The following is an 18,403-nucleotide window of genomic DNA, read 5'->3' as shown; positions in this document are numbered from 1 at the left end:
ATCACTTTTTGACTAGAACATTGAAATACAAAACAAACACATATCTATTCAAAACATGAAGCAACACATGACAGTTAACCTCACGTGTTGCTTCATGCAGTTATACATTAACAACAGTTAAAATTCCAATTTTATGATAAACGAATTGATTTTCAACACTACTCGCCCCCAACTTAAGCCAAATATCACTTAATTGCTGCTCATCATAACGATGCCTTCGCTGTGATACCTTTGACCATTGCTTTAACGTAGTTTTTTCGAACTCAGACATATCACTAACACGGCATAATTCTTCCGCTACCTCTTCAGTTAAATAAACAGATGGATTCAACGTAATAATTCGTCCAGCCTTTTTAGTCACCCTCAACATCTCTTGCATGGCAACTTCTGGTTCAGGTAAAAGAAAAAGTACACATGTAGCGAGTGATAAATCAAATTGATCATCCTGTAACGGTAATTCACATGCGTCACCAACAGATAAATTCGTTTTTGAAATATACGGTTTCATGACCTGTTGTGCACTTTGTATCATCGCTTCAGAAAGGTCAACTCCTGTTAACTGCCTAGCTTCTTCTGCTCCTCTCATTAATAAACGTCCTGTCCCACATCCTACATCTAATATTGACAAGTTGGACCAACTTCCACTTATCCCCTTAAGTTCACCATGAATTCCACTTAACCAACTCGTCTGCACCATGCTATCAAAAAATCCCACTAACTGATCAAATTCTTGCCCTGTCATTTTTCTCATTATTTTTCCACCTTTACATTTTGAGAATACCTCTTCCATTTTAATTATACAATTCAGGAAGTCCCCAGATCAGTAGAATTATGGTCTTGGTCATATAACACGAAAACCTAAACACCTTAACGTATTATGATTTCTTATCGTGATAAAAAATCCTGCATATAAATATGCAGGATTTCACATTCTATTCTTCTAATAATTTTTCCATTTCATCTAACGTTTGTTCGAATACTTTCATTGCATCTTCAATTGGTTTTGCTGTTGACATATCAACACCAGCTGCTTTTAATACCTCAAGTGGAGCGTCAGAGCTTCCTGCAGAAAGGAAGTTTTCTGTAATGCGCTTAACAGCTACATCGCCTTCTTCCATTACTTGCTTAGATAGAGCTTGTGATGCTGCAAAGCTTGTAGCATATTGATAAACGTAGAAATTATAATAGAAATGTGGAACACGTGCCCATTCCATTGCAATTTCTTCGTCTGAAATCATCGTTTTACCATAATATTTCGCGTTAATATCACGGTAAAGTTTCTTTAATGCTTCCGCATTTAATGATTCACCTGCTTTGTCCATGTCATGGATAGCTTTCTCAAACTCAGCAAATTGTGTTTGACGGAATAACGTACCTCTGAAATTCTCTAAATATTGATTCAAGAGATAAAGTTTTTCTTCTTTCGTTTTTGCATTATTGTACATTTCTTTGAACATTAGCGCTTCATTTAACGTTGAAGCAACTTCTGCCGTGAAAATTGGGTAATTTGATGTCATATACGGCTGTTTCGCATTTGTGTAATGAGATTGTAATGCATGTCCAACCTCATGAGCAATTGTATACGTATCATCTAACGTACCTTGATAATTTAACAACATGTACGGATGTGTATCATATGCACCCCATTGATAAGCACCTGAACGTTTATCTGGAGTTGAGTAAACATCAACCCAACCTTCATTAAATGACTTATCTATAATAGATTGTACTTCAGGCCCTAATGGCTTCAAACCGTTTTTCACCATTTCTTTCGCTTTGCTATACGGGATATAATCAGCCTGATAATCAACTATTGGCGTATAGATATCATACATATGTAATTCATCTACTTCCAAAAGCTTCTTCTTTAATTCCATGTAACGGTGAAGTAATGGTAAGTTGTCATTAACTGTTTTAACTAAGTTATCATATACTTCCACAGGAACATTATTCGCTGATAGTGACGCTTCAAGTGCACTATCATAATTACGCACATTTGCATTAATATTATGTGCTTTAACATTTCCACTTATCGTTTGTGCAAACGTATCTTGGTATTTTTCCATCGTGGAATAAAAGCCTTCAAATGCAGCTTTTCGCACATTACGATTTTCACTTTCCATATAAGAAATGAAGTTTGAACGGCTTAATTGAATGTCTTTCCCAGTTTCATCTTTAATCATTGGGAACTTAATATTCGTCATTAATGCACCGTATACATCTTCTGGGTTACTAGAAAGTGGTGATATTTGAGCAAGTAACTTCTCAAGTTCTGTTGATAACGTATGCTCTTTCTCTCGAATAATATCACCGACAAACATCGCGTACGGCTTCATCTCATCACTTTTTAAGTATTTCTCAAGTTTATTAGCTTGCATAGCTGCAACTTCAGGAGCAAACCAAGACGTTTTCTCACTAACAAGAGTTAAAACATTCCCTGCTTTATCAGCAAGCTCTTGCAAATCAGGGTTCGTTGAGTTTACATCAAAGCTCATATTAGCGTAAACGTATACTTTATCTGTTAACCTCATCAAATCACTATAACTGTTTAAAGCTTTTACAAGGCTATCCTGAGACTTAGAAATTTTACCTTGGTGTGCTGTAAAATCATTCGCCATTTGTTCAACTTTCTTCACATCTGCTTCCCAAGCTGCTTTCGTCTCATAAATATGGTCAAGCTTCCACTTGAACTCATCTGGAATTTCACTTCGTGTTTCATATGTAGGCTTTAACGCATCCTGTGCCGCCTCAACTTTAACAGGATTTAATGGAATACCAGGAGTTGAAATTACTGAAGTAGCAATTGCAACTGCTGTTAATGATGATAGAATCTTCTTTTTCATAGATTCCTCCCCTTTCTACTTTTGGTAATTATAACCTCATTATTATATTATCAGAAAAGTTTAATTATTCAATAGATGATTTGAATTATTTTTTCAGAAAATTATTTATAACATTCTTACTATATCTATTAAGTATACTTTTATATAGATGAAACGAAGAGTTGAGTTTAATTAATCGAATTAATCACTATTTGTTGAAAACAAAAAATAATAAATAAATTTGTCGTTCACTTTACTCATATTGTTTCACAAAATCCTTCGTTCATGTCCGTAAATTACCAACTTTCTCTGATTTGTTTGATTCAAATAAAAAAACTAACCTATAACTAAATCAGGTTAGCTTCTTAAACAGTATATTGTTCATTTGTATTTTACCGGTATTCGTACTTCCCTAACAACATCGCCCCTATAACACCAAAGATAAAGGTCGTCACACTTAATATTGCAAGCTTCATATCTGCTTGAAATCCTGGATAAATAACTACAATTGACCCTATTAATAGACCTACCATTACAGCGTATGTAGCAACTTTAAATCGTTTAAATAACAGGTAAATGACTTTACCTGTTACAATTAGACCTACAAGAATACCTAAACCAACCGCACTAATAATTGCGAAATTTAACACAGATAATCCGTGAATTACAGTCGGATACACACCAAGTACGAGTAAGACAAATGAGCCACTCACTCCCGGTAAAAGCATGGCCGTACTTGCAAGCCAACCAGAAAAAAACAATGTAATGAACTCATCCCAACCAAGCTCAATTACAATACCGTTAACTTCATTATCACTAAAAAAAACCGTACTAGCTACAACTAGAGCAGAGACAATAACCAAAGTGTAATGTTTTCGTGTAAATGTTTTTTTATATTGAATAGATTGAAACAAGTATGGAATAAGTCCTATTATTAAGCCGATAAAAAAGAAATATGTCGGTTGAGGATAATCACGTAGCAATGTTTCCATAACATTACTTAATAATAAGAACGAGATCAAAATTCCTATTAAGAGCGGTAAAAAGAACCCAATTTCTTTTTTCCATTCTTTACTAAAAAGCTGATTTAGCCCTGTAATTAACTGATTATAGATCCCTAATATCATTGCAATTGTCCCGCCACTGACACCAGGAATTAAATCGGTCATTCCCATAATCATACCTCTATAAATATTTCGCCAGATCATCATAAATACCCCTTTACGATGCTAAAATTAACAACACTTTTTTCCCTCTCCTTTCTCTATTATACTTCCACTTTCCTTTATAAAAAAACATTCCTTTTGCTATTTTTTAAACATTTAAACAAAAATTGATTTCATTCCACCTTTTCAATTAGTACTAGATTTTCGACAAATAGTCGAATTTACTCTTAAAATTTCAACTTTTTCCATAACTTGACGATATATTCATGGTAATATGTTTATAATTTATGATGATGTAGGTGATGAAATAATGTTAAAAAACAAAAAAGTTGGCTTTAAGATAGCTCTATTTTTTATCATCGTTTCACTATTAAGTGCAGGAAGTTACTTATTAACGACAACGTTCTTAGCCAAACAAGAAACTGATGCGACAGTCATTAACCTTGCAGGAAGACAACGAATGTTAAGTCAAAAGATGAGTAAAGAAGCAATTGAACTTTCAAACATGCAAAATAATCAAAAACGAGTAGAGTTACAAACTACAATGGAACTGTTCGATCAATCGCTTACTAATTTGATGAACGGTAGCACATCTGAAGGAATACCAGTAGCACCGAAATCAGTTTTGCAGCAATTAAATATTGTTAACGAATTATGGCAACCTTTCAAAAAAAATGTTGAAGCAGTTATTCAAAGTAAAGGTAATAATGATGAAGCTCTACAAGTCATAATCAGTTCAAATGTAGAATTACTGACAGAAATGAATAAAGCTGTTGGTCTGCTAGAACAAGAAGCGAACGATAAAGTAGCAAACCTTAAACTAGGATTGCTGTTTTCAATGTTTGTATTAATGCTTACTTGTTTAGCGGCATGGTTTGTATTGAATCGACATATAACAAAGCCAATCAAAGATGTGTCATTTGTTGCAAATCAAGTAGCATTAGGTAAATTGGATATAGAAAAGTTAAGCGTTAAAAACGAAGATGAAATCGGTCAGCTTAGTCTTTCAATTAACCAAATGCTGGATAACCTACAAGGGTTAATTAAAAAAATTAAAAGCACTTCTGAAAGCCTTACGATGTCCGCAACTGACCTTAACGGAAGTATTTCAGAAACTACAGTCGCTGCAGAACACCTTACTCATATAGCTGAAGAAACATCTGAAGGCGCTGATGAACAATTACGTTGTGTTAACGAATCAATTGAGGTCATAAATGAATTAACACAGCGTATTAATCAAATCTCGACTAGCAGTCAAGAAATGTCTAGGCTATCTTCCATATCTACAAATAATGTAGAACAAGGAGGTTCTGCAATCGAATCAGTTGTCACACAAATGGGGGAAATTCACAATAGTGTTGATAACATAGGTGGCTTCATTGATACGTTAAGAGGCCAATCAAAAGAAATTGGTAATATCAGCTTGATGATTACTGACATTGCCGAACAGACAAACCTCTTAGCTCTTAACGCCTCGATTGAAGCCGCTAGAGCAGGGGAACACGGCAAAGGCTTTGCGGTTGTTGCAAGTGAAATTCATAAACTAGCAAGTCAATCCAAACAATCAGCTGATCAAATTTCGCATATGATAACTGATATACAAAATGAAACAGGCAAAATTAATACATACATGGTGGAGGGAAAAGAAAAAGTAGACAGTGGAATGAAAACTACTTCTATCGTTAGTGAAACGTTTGACCATGTAAAAGCAACTATTCATTTACTTGTTAACCAAGTTTCAAATGTTACAAATAGCGTTGAGATGATCACTGAAAACAGTAAACAGATCGTCACTTCAATTAAAAAAGTAAAAGAAATCGCAATAAAAGAAGCTTCAGCAAGTCATGAAGGTTCAGCTGCAACAGAACAAGAATTAGCTGCAATGGAAGAAATGAAAGCTTCCGCTGACATGCTTGAAACAATTGGTAATGAATTACAAACACTATTACAAAAATTCAAAATATAAATTTCGTTTATTTAAGAGCCAAAGCAACAGGAACAAACTTTTATTTACAAACTCTTACCATCTCCATTATCAAATAACTTAATGCAAAAACTACGAATATAATAAGTTTACTAACATACAACCTCCCCTTACAGTAATATTAAGGAGAGGTTGTATGTTAATTTTTATATGGAATTTTAAAATATTGAAAAAAATATCTATTAGCATACCTTAATCAGCTGGACACTATCAATATCAAATTAAGGTGAGAAACAAATGAAGTTTATATCTATTATGATTTCATGATCCGTTTCAATCGTTCTAAAACTTCAGACGGTTCAACTCTAGCCTTATAATCCGCCTTCGTAAACTCGAATAGAATCGTTTTGTCTTGAGCAATGATATAAGTTGCAGCAACAGGAAGGGTCCATGATTCTTCTTCATTATACTTATCAATGTGGAGGCCTCTCTGTTTATATAATTCAATTAAATAATCAGGTAAAGGGTAGACAAGCCTAAATAGTGATGCAACTTTATTTTCTTTGTCACTTAATACGTGAAATTTCAAATCATTTTTCTCTTGGGTTGTTAGAGAGTTATCTGGTGTTTGAGGACTGATCGCAATAAGACTTGCTCCTTGAGCATGAATATCATCTAAGATTCGCTGATAAGCTCTCAATTCAATATTACAATAAGGGCACCAATCACCGCGGTAAAATGTCAAAATAACTGGTCCATTCTGTAATGCATCAGATAGTTGAACTTGTTCACCAGTCGCATTTGGAAGCAAAAAATCTGGTGCTTTCTCACCTATACGTAGACCCTTACCATATGTAGAATTCTCTAATTCATCAATTGCTTTTTTCATTTTATCTTGAGTAACTTGATCAGCTTTCTGCTTAAAATTATTAATATAATCTGAGATTTCTTCTTGCATACTTTTTTCCATGTCAATCACTCCTATCATTATTTATTGAATTTATTATAGTAGTCTTTTCTTTTATTGAACAATAATTTGCTTATCATTATTGTAATAACATAAATACATTATTCTTGATAAAATGAAACTTCGATCCTTTGGGGGATTCATTCATCTCTCACTGATGGTTAGTTGAAACAATCAGTTAATGACTTACATTTGCTCTTCCTCATAAACTTCATTGACATTTCTAGATTTTAATGTAGGAAACATAGCGTCAGTTGACACATTTTAAAATGTTTTATAACTATGGTTTACAATTGAATAATTTACTATTAAATACTAGCAGCACGAAAAAACCTGCCAATAATCTCGGCAGGTTTCATATTAATTCATCCAATTTTCACTTTGAGGCTGTTCTTGCCACTTTTGTAGCTGACTTAATTCTTCTGCTGAAATATATCCTTCTTCCTTTGCAACTTCAATTAACGTTTCAAAGTCAGTCAATGTATGTGCTGAAACATCTGCTTCTTCTAGCATGTTCTTTCCTTTTTCCAGACCATATGTGAAGATCGCTGCAATGCCAAGTACTTCACATCCTTGTGCGCGTAATGCTTCTACAGCTTGAATCGCACTTCCACCTGTTGAGATTAAATCTTCAATAACGACGACCTTTTGTCCTTGTTTTACTAACCCTTCGATTTGATTTCCTTTTCCATGCCCTTTTGCTTTTCCTCTCACATATGTCATAGGAACACCTAATCGATCACTTACCCATGCTGCATGAGGAATTCCTGCTGTAGCAGTACCAGATACAGCTTCACATTCAATGAATTGTTCTGTTACTAGTTTTTCTAAGCCGTTAGCAATTTCACGTCGAACGAGTGGAAATGAAAGTGTTAAGCGGTTATCACAATAAATTGGAGATTTCATTCCTGAAGACCATGTAAATGGGTCACTCGGTTTTAATGAGATCGCGCCAATTTTTAGTAAATAGCGTGCAATTTGCTTCTTCATCGTTCATTCCCCCATAGATCTTTGATTTGTAGATAACTTTCGAGTGGATTACTTGATTTCGTAATACTTCGTCCTACTACAATTGCCGTACTCGTTTGTTTGAGTGCTTCCTGAGGTGTTGCAATTCTTGTTTGATCGTCTATTGAATCACCATTTAAACGGATACCAGGTGTAACCTTCATAAATGCTTCACCACAAACCTTAGTGATCAGCGCTGCCTCCCATACCGAACAAACAACACCATCTAAACCACTTTGTAAAGCCATGTTTGCATAATGCCGCACCGTGGATTCCATCGTTTCTTCTATTAATAATTCATTACGTAATGTCTCATCTGACGTACTCGTTAGTTGTGTCACAGCAATGCACTTTGGACTTTTCATTCCTAAAGGTGTACCAGCGTATAATCCTTCTTTAGCTGCTTGCATCATTTTCATACCACCAGCAGCATGAACATTTACGATATCGACACCTAATGATGCTAAACTCCGCATTCCTTGCTGAACAGTATTCGGTATATCATGAAGCTTCAAATCGAGAAAGATTTCATGACCTCTAGTCTTGAGAGCTTCAATGATTGCTGGACCTTCTCGGTAAAATAATTCCATGCCTACCTTCACAAATGGCCGCTCATTTTCAAATTGCTCTAAAAAATGAATCGTATCAAACTTCGTTTGAAAATCAAGCGCGATTATTAGTGGTTTCTGCATACTTCCAGCTCCTTCCTTTCAATTCAGAAATATGCGAGACACCTAATTCATCCAATAATGCAGGCAATTCATTAATTATTGTTGGACATACGAATGGGTCAACGAAATTTGCAGTACCAACAGCAACTGCATCCGCTCCTGCTAAGAAGAATTCAATAACGTCCTCTGCTGTTTGTACACCACCCATTCCAATAATAGGAATCGAAACTTCTTGACTCACTTGGTGAATCATTCGAATTGCTACAGGTTTGATTGCTGGACCAGATAATCCTCCTGTTTGGTTCGCTAAAATCGGTTTACCTGTTTTAAGATCAATTCGCATCCCTAGTAATGTATTAATCATTGACAAACCATCTGCACCTGCATTTTCAACAGCCTTTGCTATTGATACGATATCAGCGACATTTGGTGAGAGCTTCACATAGACAGGTACTGAAGAAACTTCCTTAACCGCTTTTGTTAATGTTGCGGCCATATCAGGACTTGTTCCAAATGCAATTCCGCCCTCTTTCACATTCGGACATGAGATATTCAGCTCAAGAGCATGAACATTAGGTGCAGTTGAAATTGTTTTCGCAACAGCAACATAATCTTCAAGTCTAGAACCAGCAACATTCGCAATGATTGGTACATCATATTTCTCTAACCAAGGAAGTTCATTTTTCATCGCTGATTGTAGACCAGGGTTTTGCAAACCAATAGCATTCAACATACCTGCTGACGTCTCTGCAACACGCGGTGTTGGATTACCGAAACGAGGTTCTTCTGTAACAGCTTTAACCATAATGGCACCGAGTTGATTTAAGTCATACAATTGTGCAAACTCTTTTCCAAACCCGTAGCAGCCGGAAGCAGGCATAATCGGATTTTTCAATGATAATCCTGGTAATGTTACTGCTAATCTACTCACAGTACCACCTCCCCAAACTTAAAGACAGGACCATCACTACATACCTTTTTGTAATCAAAATCATTTTCACTTGGCGTATGACACACACATGCAAAGCACGCACCGATACCACACCCCATACGCTGTTCAAGTGAAATGAATCCTTTCTTATTTGCAAATTTTTTTTCAAGAGCCTTAAGCATTGGGATTGGGCCACAAGAATATAACGTATCAAATGATAATTTATGTTTATTGATTATGTCAGTAACGAATCCAGACGTCCCATATGAACCATCTACTGTTGCAACATATGTTTCTCCTAATTTTGCAAACTTTTCTTCATAAAACACTGCAGATTTTGTTTGAAAGCCAAGTACATGTATCACATTTACACCTTGAGACTTTAACTGTTGAGATAACTCGTATAATGGGGGTACACCAATACCACCGCCAACGAGTAAAGCCGTTTCCCCGCTCTTTGTCTCATCAACAGGAAAACCATTTCCGAGCGGACCAAGTACGTCAATCATTTCACCAGCGACACGTTCGCTGAAAAGTTTTGTTCCTTGCCCTTCGGCTCGATATAACATAGTGAACTGTTTACTATCCTCATCAACGTTGCAAATACTAATCGGTCTTCGTAAAAGGGGGTCAGCCCCTCCATGTACACGTACATGGACGAACTGACCTGGCTGCATGAATGAAACCATGTCACCTTCTAAAACTATTTCAAAGATATTTTCTGCAATTTCAGTTTGATGAATGAGCTTCATCTGCTCTTGCTTCATATACGCACCCCTTCACGCTGCTTTTCAAACTTAGGCATGGACTGCATTTCAAAAGTCATTGTTTCAATTACACGTAAGATTGCTTTTGCTGTATCAAGAGAAGTGAGACATGCAACCCCATTTTCTACAGCTTCTCGACGTATACGGAAACCGTCACGAGCAGGTTGTTTGCCTTTTGTCAACGTATTGATAACAAACTGTGCATCACCTTGACGAATAACATCTAAAAGATGAGGTTTTTCTCCACCAATTTTATTCACTACTGTAACTGGAATATTCTCTTCACGTAACCGAGCTGCTGTCCCTTCTGTTGCAAGTAGCTGATAACCGATATGGTTGAAGCGACGTGCGATTTCGACAGCTTCTTCCTTATCCTTATTCGCAACCGTTAGTAACACTGCTCCATGCGTTGGAATTTCAATTCCTGAAGCTACTAGACCTTTATATAAAGCTTTTTCAAGTGTTTTATCCCGGCCCATTACTTCACCTGTCGATTTCATTTCTGGCCCAAGTGTTATGTCAACACGTCTTAACTTGGCAAACGAGAAGACAGGTACCTTTACAAATACGTCTGAGCTTTCATCATGATATCCTGTTTCATAACCTAAATCAGGTAATTTTTCTCCAAGGATTACTTTTGTTGCGATGTTTGCCATTGGAACTCCAGTAATTTTACTTAAGAATGGCACTGTACGACTTGAACGTGGGTTCACTTCAATTACATAAACATTCTCTTCAAATACTACAAATTGGATATTTAAAAGCCCAACAATTTTTAAACCACGTGCTAATCGAATCGTATCTTCGATTATTTTTTCTTTCGTTTCTGGTTTTAAGCTTTGTGGAGGATAGACAGCAATCGAATCACCAGAGTGTACTCCTGCTCGTTCAATATGTTCCATAATTCCTGGAATATAAACAGTTTCTCCATCAGAAATTGCATCGACTTCAATTTCTTTACCAACCATATAGCGGTCAATCAAGACTGGATGCTGTGGATTAATTTTCACCGCATTCTCCATATATTGAAGCAATTCTTCTTCACGATAGACGATTTCCATCGCGCGACCTCCAAGTACATACGATGGGCGAACTAAGACAGGATAACCAATTTTCTTAGCAATCGTAACGGCCTCTGGTACAGATGTTGCCGTTTTCCCTTGAGGTTGTGGAATGCCAAGCTTCTCAAGCGCTTGTTCAAACTTATCACGATCTTCAGCACGATCCATGTCTTCAAGCTTTGTACCTAATATACTAACGCCTCTCGCTGCAAGTTCATCTGCTAAATTAATTGCAGTTTGTCCACCAAATTGAACGATAACGCCTTTCGGTTTCTCAAGGTCGATAATATGCATCACATCTTCAATCGTTAGCGGTTCAAAATATAACTTATCAGATATACTGAAATCAGTTGAAACCGTTTCTGGGTTATTGTTAACGATAATTGATTCATAACCTGCCTCTTTCAAAGCCCACACTGCATGAACCGTTGAATAGTCAAATTCGATTCCTTGGCCGATCCGAATTGGTCCTGATCCAAGTACAATCACGCTTTCTTTTTCCGTTACTACCGATTCATTCTCTTGCTCATACGTGCCATAATAATATGGAGTTGCTGATTCGAATTCTGCCGCACACGTATCTACCATCTTATACACTGGTACAAGTTGATTCCCTTTACGCCAATCATAGATTTCACGTTCAGTTGTATTCCAAATGCGTGCCAATACGCTATCAGCAAACCCATTCTCTTTCGCCTTAACACCAAACTCAATACTAAATGGATTTACTGCTACATCTTCATGTAACTTGACGAGCTTTTGTAATTTATATAAGAAGAAGTAGTCGATTTTACTCCACGAATAAATTTCCTCCATTGTTTTACCACGACGGAACGCTTCTGCTACGATAAACATCCGTTCATCATCAGGCTTTTCAATTCGCTTCTGTAATACTTCATCACTTAACTGCTCAAACTTCTCAAGTAAGATGTGATCAACATCTGTTTCAAGTGAGCGAATTGCTTTTAACATTGATTCTTCAAAACTTCTGCCGATCGCCATTACTTCTCCTGTTGCCTTCATTTGTGTACCGAGCTTACGGTTTGCTGCTTCAAATTTATCAAATGGCCAACGAGGAATCTTTGAAACAATGTAATCTAAAGCTGGCTCAAAGCAAGCATACGTACGACCTGTTACAGGATTTTTCATTTCATCAAGTGTTAAACCGACTGCGATTTTTGCAGCTAGTTTGGCGATTGGATAACCTGTAGCCTTAGATGCTAATGCACTAGAACGGCTAACACGAGGATTCACTTCAATAATGTAATAGTCAAAGCTATCAGGGTCTAATGCAAGCTGTACGTTACAACCACCTTCTATCTTAAGGGCACGAATGATCTTTAATGATGCATTTCGAAGCATTTGATATTCACGGTCACTCAACGTTTGACTCGGTGCAACAACAATTGAATCACCTGTGTGAACTCCAACAGGGTCAAAGTTTTCCATGTTACATACTACAATCGCATGTCCGCTTGAATCACGCATTACTTCGTATTCAACTTCTTTAAAACCAGCTATACTCTTTTCAATTAAGCATTGAGTTACTGGGCTATATTTCAAACCACTTGCTACAATTTCATTTAACTCTTCAGTATTATGGCAGATTCCACCACCTGTTCCACCTAACGTATATGCTGGTCGAACAATAACTGGAAAGCCTACTTCAGATACAAATCTTTCAGCTTCTTCAATTGTATGAATAATATCACTTTCTGGTACAGGTTCATTTAATTCGTTCATTAAGGAGCGAAATTGTTCACGGTCTTCAGCTTGCTCAATCGCTTTTAACGTTGTACCAAGAACCTTTACATTACATTCATCAAGCACACCTTTTTGCTTTAACTCCATCGCCATGTTAAGTCCAGTCTGTCCACCAAGTGTCGGTAGGATGGCATCAGGTCGTTCCTTACGAATAATTCTGCTAACAAAGTCATACGTTAGTGGTTCAATATAGACTTTATCCGCTATCTCAGAATCAGTCATAATTGTTGCTGGATTTGAGTTCACAAGAATTACTTCAAATCCCTCTTCCTTCAATGCTTGACATGCTTGTGTTCCTGCATAATCAAATTCTGCTGCTTGTCCAATTACAATTGGTCCTGATCCAATTACTAGAATTCGCTTAATATCTACGCGTTTTGGCATGTTGATGCTCCTTCCTTCTTCTCGGTGTTTATCATTTGTAAGAAATTATCGAACAATGGATTTGCATCTTCTGGTCCAGGTGATGCTTCTGGATGATATTGAACTGTAAAGGCTGGTAATGTTTTATGACGTAAACCTTCAATTGTTCCATCATTAAGTGCAACGTGTGTAATTTCTAACTCAGTTGCATCAATTGTATCTGACTTAACTGTATAACCATGGTTTTGTGATGTAATCGCAACATGTCCTGTTGTAAGATCCTTCACTGGGTGATTTGAGCCACGATGACCAAACTTCATTTTCTCTGTTCCTGCTCCACAAGCAAGAGCAAATAATTGATGACCTAAGCAAATCCCAAACAGTGGAATCTTCCCAACAATCCCTCGAATCATTTCAATCGCTTCAGGAACATCTTCTGGATCTCCAGGACCATTACTTAACATAATTCCATCTGGATTAAGGCGAAGTACTTCATCAGCTGTAATGTTATGTGGTACGACAATAACATCACAACCACGTGCATTCAATTCTCGCAATATACCATGTTTCATTCCAAAGTCTACAAGCACAACCTTATGACCTCGTCCTGGACTTGGATATGCATCCTTCGTTGAAACACGTTTTACTTGATCCGTTGGTAAAACGGTTGCTTTCAATTGCTCAACTATATGATTCACATCTACATCCATGTTGCAAATCTTGCCCTTTAACGTACCATAGTTACGGATAATTCGTGTTAATTTCCGAGTATCAATTCCCGATAAACCTGGAATATCAGTAGCTTTCAAGTAACTATCTAACGTCTCTTCATTACGCCAATTAGATGGAAATTCAGCGTGCTCTCTCACAATCAGACCATGAATGGATGGTTTGATTGATTCAAAGTCGTCTCGATTCATTCCGTAATTTCCGATTAAAGGGTAAGTAAGTGTTACGATTTGTGCACAATATGACGGGTCAGATAATATTTCTTGATAACCTGTCATTCCAGTATTGAAGACAACCTCACCATTCATATCCTTCTCGCTTCCGAATCCTTCTCCAATAAATACGTCACCATTCTCTAAGATTAGTTGTCTTTTCATTGTTGTTCGCTCCCTTTCTCCCATACCATTTGTCCTTTATAAAATGTTGCAACTGGCCAACCTTGGCACTTCCAGCCTGTAAATGGTGTATTTTTTCCTTTTGAAGCGAATAGCTTCGGATCAATTTCAGCTTCTTCCTCTAAATCAAGTACTACGATATCAGCAATTGCACCTTGTTCAATTTGCCCAAATGGTAGTTTAAATGTTTCTGAAGGTTTTTTATTTAAAAGCTCTAATAATTCCTCGAGTGATAACACACCTTTCTTTACTAGGTATGTATATAATAATGGAAAGGCGGTTTCTAAACCGACAATGCCAAATGGTGCTTCAATAATCCCTTCACTCTTCTCAACCTCACTGTGTGGTGCATGGTCTGTAGCGATAAAATCAATCGTTCCATCAAGTAAGCCTTCGATTAATGAATCACGGTCTTCTTTACTGCGCAACGGTGGATTCATTTTGAAATTTGAATCTAGACCTGGAATATCATCTTCACAAAGTAATAAGTGATGTGGTGTTACTTCTGCTGTTACATGAATACCTGCCCGCTTTGCATCGCGAACTGTTCGAACTGATTCCTTTGTACTAATGTGGCATACATGATAATGACAACCTGCCGCTTCTGCTAATAACACATCTCGAGCAATATGAACAGATTCACAAACTGATGGAATTCCATTCAACTCATGCTTTGCAGAAAAACTGCCTTCATGAACGGAACCCTTGTTTATCAGTGTGTTCTCTTCGCAATGAGCAACAATCGCGACATCGTGATCTGCTGCTTGTTTCATAGCCTTTAACATCATCGAAGCATCTTGCACCCCTACACCATCATCGGTAAAGGCAAAAGCCCCATGTTCTTTTAATGCTGCAAAATCAGTTAATTCTCTACCCAATTCTCGAATTGTAATTGAAGCATATGGAAGCACTCGTATATGAGCTGTTTCATTAATTTTGTCATTCACCAAACTTAAATTTTCAACTGTATCAGGCACTGGACGAGTATTCGGCATTGCTGCTACGGTTGTGAATCCCCCACGGGCTGCTGCCATCGAGCCTGTCTCGATTGTTTCTTTATGTTCTCCACCTGGCTCTCGCAAATGAACATGTAAGTCTACAAAACCTGCAGTAACAAGCTTTCCTTGTGCATCAAAAACTTCAGCATTATCTTCTTGAATATTTGCTGAAATTTGTACGATTTTTTCCCCATCAATTAAAATATCCTTTGTTACTAGCTCACTATTTTCAAATAATGTGGCATGCTTGATTAATCGCTTCATTTGTCATTCCTCCACTAGTTTGTTGTAATGCACGTTTTATCACTGCCATTCTTACGTAAACACCGTTTGTCATTTGCTTGAAAATTCTAGAGCGTTCACACTCAACAAGCTCATCAGCAATTTCAACGTTTCGGTTAAATGGAGCTGGATGCATTATAATACTGCGTTGTTTCATCAACTTCTCCCGTTCAACCGTTAACCCGTATTGATTGTGATAGTCTTCTTTCGTCATATTCATTCCATCTGCATGACGTTCATGCTGAATTCTCAACAACATCATGACGTCAGCACTTTTTACAGCTTCATCCATCTCTACATAATCTCCTGAATTATCTCGCCAATGTATAGGCGCAGTATAAATGACTTCAGCCCCTAACCGACTTAATGCTTCAGCATTTGAATGAGCAACACGACTGTGACGTATGTCACCACTAATTGCTACTCTTAAACCTTCAAATGTACCAAACTCCTGCTGTATCGTTAACAAATCTAACAATGATTGTGTAGGATGATGGCCTGAACCTGAGCCCGCATTAATAATCGGAATGCCGACTCGACCGACTAGCTCATCGAAATAATCATCAGCTTCATGTCGAATAACCGCGACATTCGCTCCAATTGACTCTAAAGTTCTTACAGTGTCATAGAGTGTTTCACCCTTTTGGGTACTCGATGAAGCAGCATCGAAGTTTAATACTTCAAATCCAAGTCGACGTTCTGCTGCTTCAAAGCTAAATCTCGTTCGAGTACTTGGTTCGAAAAATAAATTAGCAACAAATTGCTGTGCTGAAGGTTGCCATTTCATTCCTTCAGCAAACTGCTGTGCATCATGTAAAATTTCGTAAATCTCATGAACCGTTAACGCTGACATCGTTAATAAGTTTTTCATCATGAAACCTCCAAATCACAATTGTTTTGATTCATTCTTTAAAAGAATTTAAATTACTTGCTTACTGAACTAACTTTTTAGATCACTAAATGTCATACTTATCTACTTTTCTAGCAAAAAAGCACCCTTCATTAAGTAGAAGGGTGCTTGAAAACGAGGTGAAGCTATACTTCACCTGTTACAAACCGCTGCTTACACCCTTCGAAGCCTCACAGGACTTCATTTAAAATGTGTTCAATTCGTTATGCGGCATTTTCTTTTGATTGTTTTTCTGTATCAAACATGAAACCATTTCCATAACCAGACTCTTTGCCTGGTAGAACTAGGTTAAGGATTATACCAATAATCGTTGCAAGTGCCATACCTGAAATTTGAAGGTCATCACTCACTTGAATGAATGCTCCACCGACACCGATGACAAGAATAACAGATGAGATAATCAAATTACGTTTATCTCCTAAGTCAATTTGGTTGTCAATTAACATTCGTAAACCACTTGATGCGATAATACCGAATAAGACGATGGATACCCCACCCATAACAGGAGTTGGAATTGTTGCGATTAGAGCTGTAACTTTCCCGCTAAATCCGAACAAGGTAGCTAGGACTGCTGCTCCACCGATAACAAATACACTGAATACTCTCGTAATCGCTAGTACTCCAATATTTTCTCCGTAAGTCGTATTCGGAGGACCTCCAATAAATGAAGCAATTATCGTCGCAACTCCATCTCCCATAATTGACCTGTGTAAACCAGGTTTTTGAATGAAATTACGTCCAACTACTTTACTTAATACCATTTGGTCACCAATATGCTCTGCAATCGTTACGAGTGCAACTGGCATCATTATAAGAGCAACTTGCCAATTCATACTTGGCGTATACGTTACAAATGGAATGATGAATTCGGGCATTTCGAAAGGTCTTGCTTCTTGCACTGCCGTAAAGTCAACTAGACCAAGCATCGCAGCATAAGTATATCCTCCAACAATTCCGACTAAAATTGGGATTAATCCGAAAAAACCTTTAAATAAGATTGAGGCAATAATTGTGATAACTAGTGTGACAAGTGCAACACTAAAGTATGTCATACTATATTCACCAGATGGATTGTTCATTGCCATATCAATTGCGACACTTGAAAGTCCGAGTCCAATGACGATAATAACTGGACCGACAACAATTGGTGGTAATACTCTCATTAACCACTTTAAACCTGCTGCACGAATAGCAAGTGCAACAATTCCGTATAAGATACCTGCTAGGAAACTACCAAACATTGCTGCCTCTGGTCCACCTAATTCCTTCGCCATAATAATTGGTGCAATAAAAGCAAATGATGAACCGAGATACGCTGGTATTTGCCCCCTTGTAATAACTAGATACGCTAGCGTTCCTAAACCACTCGAAACAAGTGCAACCGCTGGGCTTAAACCGACTAAGTAGGGTACTAGAATCGTTGCTCCGAACATTGCAAATAAATGTTGGATACTTAACGTAAGCCAAGTATGAAGTTGTGGTTTTTCATGAACATCTAAGTTTACTTTTTGAGAGCTCATCCAATCTCCTCCAGAATAAGTAATAAAAAACCTCTTTGCTCGGAGATGCTTGCAAAGAGGTTGACGGCATGAGTATAGATGTGTGGCTTAAACCACACATACTATTACACTCACAATCGTTCCCT

General features: G+C 37.2%; 14 protein-coding genes. 1 reads left to right on the top strand and 13 read right to left on the bottom strand.

Annotated elements, in window-relative coordinates; translation table 11 throughout:
* Positions 1-100: 100 nt before the first annotated feature.
* From BFG57_RS17125 to BFG57_RS17115, 3 genes are all read right to left on the bottom strand, one after another.
* Positions 101-751, bottom strand: coding sequence for a class I SAM-dependent methyltransferase (locus BFG57_RS17125; RefSeq protein ID WP_069718720.1), 651 nt, complete (start codon positions 749-751; stop codon positions 101-103).
* Between the two features lie 181 nt (positions 752-932).
* The gene (gene pepF / locus BFG57_RS17120; protein ID WP_069718719.1) at positions 933-2,843 is read right to left on the bottom strand and encodes an oligoendopeptidase F; all 1,911 of its coding nucleotides are present in this window, start codon (positions 2,841-2,843) and stop codon (positions 933-935) included.
* A 371-nt stretch (positions 2,844-3,214) separates the two neighbouring features.
* Positions 3,215-4,030 carry a DUF368 domain-containing protein gene (locus tag BFG57_RS17115; RefSeq protein WP_245676788.1) on the bottom strand — a complete coding sequence of 272 codons (816 nt, stop codon included), beginning with the start codon at positions 4,028-4,030 and terminating at the stop codon, positions 3,215-3,217.
* Between the two features lie 232 nt (positions 4,031-4,262).
* On the opposite strand from BFG57_RS17115, the gene BFG57_RS17110 reads away from it, so the two are divergent.
* Positions 4,263-5,954, top strand: a complete 1,692-nt coding sequence (locus BFG57_RS17110; protein ID WP_083249321.1) for a methyl-accepting chemotaxis protein — start codon at positions 4,263-4,265, stop codon at positions 5,952-5,954.
* 271 nt (positions 5,955-6,225) lie between these two features.
* Here BFG57_RS17110 and BFG57_RS17105 read toward each other — a convergent pair whose 3' ends face one another.
* From BFG57_RS17105 to BFG57_RS17060, 10 genes are all read right to left on the bottom strand, one after another.
* Positions 6,226-6,882: a peroxiredoxin-like family protein gene (locus tag BFG57_RS17105; protein WP_069718716.1), complete on the bottom strand. Its 657-nt coding sequence runs from the start codon at positions 6,880-6,882 to the stop codon at positions 6,226-6,228.
* Between the two features lie 357 nt (positions 6,883-7,239).
* Positions 7,240-7,869, bottom strand: coding sequence for an orotate phosphoribosyltransferase (pyrE, locus tag BFG57_RS17100; protein WP_069718715.1), 630 nt, complete (start codon positions 7,867-7,869; stop codon positions 7,240-7,242).
* Positions 7,866-8,579, bottom strand: coding sequence for an orotidine-5'-phosphate decarboxylase (gene pyrF / locus BFG57_RS17095; protein ID WP_069718714.1), 714 nt, complete (start codon positions 8,577-8,579; stop codon positions 7,866-7,868). The genes pyrE and pyrF overlap by 4 nt, the downstream gene beginning before the upstream one ends.
* Positions 8,551-9,489, bottom strand: coding sequence for a dihydroorotate dehydrogenase (locus BFG57_RS17090; protein WP_069718713.1), 939 nt, complete (start codon positions 9,487-9,489; stop codon positions 8,551-8,553). Before BFG57_RS17090 ends, pyrF begins: the two co-directional genes overlap by 29 nt.
* Positions 9,486-10,256: a dihydroorotate dehydrogenase electron transfer subunit gene (locus tag BFG57_RS17085; protein WP_069718712.1), complete on the bottom strand. Its 771-nt coding sequence runs from the start codon at positions 10,254-10,256 to the stop codon at positions 9,486-9,488. Before BFG57_RS17085 ends, BFG57_RS17090 begins: the two co-directional genes overlap by 4 nt.
* Positions 10,253-13,465: a carbamoyl-phosphate synthase large subunit gene (carB, locus tag BFG57_RS17080; RefSeq protein WP_069718711.1), complete on the bottom strand. Its 3,213-nt coding sequence runs from the start codon at positions 13,463-13,465 to the stop codon at positions 10,253-10,255. The genes BFG57_RS17085 and carB overlap by 4 nt, the downstream gene beginning before the upstream one ends.
* The gene (locus BFG57_RS17075; protein ID WP_069718710.1) at positions 13,450-14,550 is read right to left on the bottom strand and encodes a carbamoyl phosphate synthase small subunit; all 1,101 of its coding nucleotides are present in this window, start codon (positions 14,548-14,550) and stop codon (positions 13,450-13,452) included. Before BFG57_RS17075 ends, carB begins: the two co-directional genes overlap by 16 nt.
* Positions 14,547-15,830 (bottom strand): dihydroorotase, encoded by a 1,284-nt coding sequence (locus tag BFG57_RS17070; RefSeq protein WP_069718709.1) that lies wholly within the window; start codon positions 15,828-15,830, stop codon positions 14,547-14,549. Before BFG57_RS17070 ends, BFG57_RS17075 begins: the two co-directional genes overlap by 4 nt.
* Complete coding sequence (locus BFG57_RS17065; RefSeq protein ID WP_069718708.1) at positions 15,796-16,719, bottom strand: aspartate carbamoyltransferase catalytic subunit; 924 nt, start codon at positions 16,717-16,719, stop codon at positions 15,796-15,798. Before BFG57_RS17065 ends, BFG57_RS17070 begins: the two co-directional genes overlap by 35 nt.
* A gap of 242 nt (positions 16,720-16,961) precedes the next feature.
* Positions 16,962-18,278 carry a solute carrier family 23 protein gene (locus BFG57_RS17060; RefSeq protein ID WP_069718707.1) on the bottom strand — a complete coding sequence of 439 codons (1,317 nt, stop codon included), beginning with the start codon at positions 18,276-18,278 and terminating at the stop codon, positions 16,962-16,964.
* Positions 18,279-18,403 lie beyond the last annotated feature (125 nt).

Origin of the sequence: Bacillus solimangrovi (assembly GCF_001742425.1) — a bacterium.
Lineage (GTDB): Bacteria > Bacillota > Bacilli > Bacillales > Bacillaceae_N > Bacillus_AV > Bacillus_AV solimangrovi.
This window is presented reverse-complemented; position numbering and strand designations above follow the sequence as displayed.

What these genes read in the sequence shown, in the direction of transcription:
- BFG57_RS17125 (WP_069718720.1), bottom strand. Translation starts at nt 751, where the DNA reads ATGAGAAAAATGACAGGGCAAGAATTTGATCAGTTAGTGGGATTTTTT.
- BFG57_RS17060 (WP_069718707.1), bottom strand. Translation starts at nt 18,278, where the DNA reads ATGAGCTCTCAAAAAGTAAACTTAGATGTTCATGAAAAACCACAACTT.
- pepF (WP_069718719.1), bottom strand. Translation starts at nt 2,843, where the DNA reads ATGAAAAAGAAGATTCTATCATCATTAACAGCAGTTGCAATTGCTACT.
- BFG57_RS17070 (WP_069718709.1), bottom strand. Translation starts at nt 15,830, where the DNA reads ATGAAGCGATTAATCAAGCATGCCACATTATTTGAAAATAGTGAGCTA.
- BFG57_RS17085 (WP_069718712.1), bottom strand. Translation starts at nt 10,256, where the DNA reads ATGAAGCAAGAGCAGATGAAGCTCATTCATCAAACTGAAATTGCAGAA.
- carB (WP_069718711.1), bottom strand. Translation starts at nt 13,465, where the DNA reads ATGCCAAAACGCGTAGATATTAAGCGAATTCTAGTAATTGGATCAGGA.
- BFG57_RS17115 (WP_245676788.1), bottom strand. Translation starts at nt 4,030, where the DNA reads ATGATCTGGCGAAATATTTATAGAGGTATGATTATGGGAATGACCGAT.
- BFG57_RS17105 (WP_069718716.1), bottom strand. Translation starts at nt 6,882, where the DNA reads ATGGAAAAAAGTATGCAAGAAGAAATCTCAGATTATATTAATAATTTT.
- BFG57_RS17110 (WP_083249321.1), top strand. Translation starts at nt 4,263, where the DNA reads ATGTTTATAATTTATGATGATGTAGGTGATGAAATAATGTTAAAAAAC.
- BFG57_RS17065 (WP_069718708.1), bottom strand. Translation starts at nt 16,719, where the DNA reads ATGAAAAACTTATTAACGATGTCAGCGTTAACGGTTCATGAGATTTAC.
- pyrF (WP_069718714.1), bottom strand. Translation starts at nt 8,579, where the DNA reads ATGCAGAAACCACTAATAATCGCGCTTGATTTTCAAACGAAGTTTGAT.
- pyrE (WP_069718715.1), bottom strand. Translation starts at nt 7,869, where the DNA reads ATGAAGAAGCAAATTGCACGCTATTTACTAAAAATTGGCGCGATCTCA.
- BFG57_RS17075 (WP_069718710.1), bottom strand. Translation starts at nt 14,550, where the DNA reads ATGAAAAGACAACTAATCTTAGAGAATGGTGACGTATTTATTGGAGAA.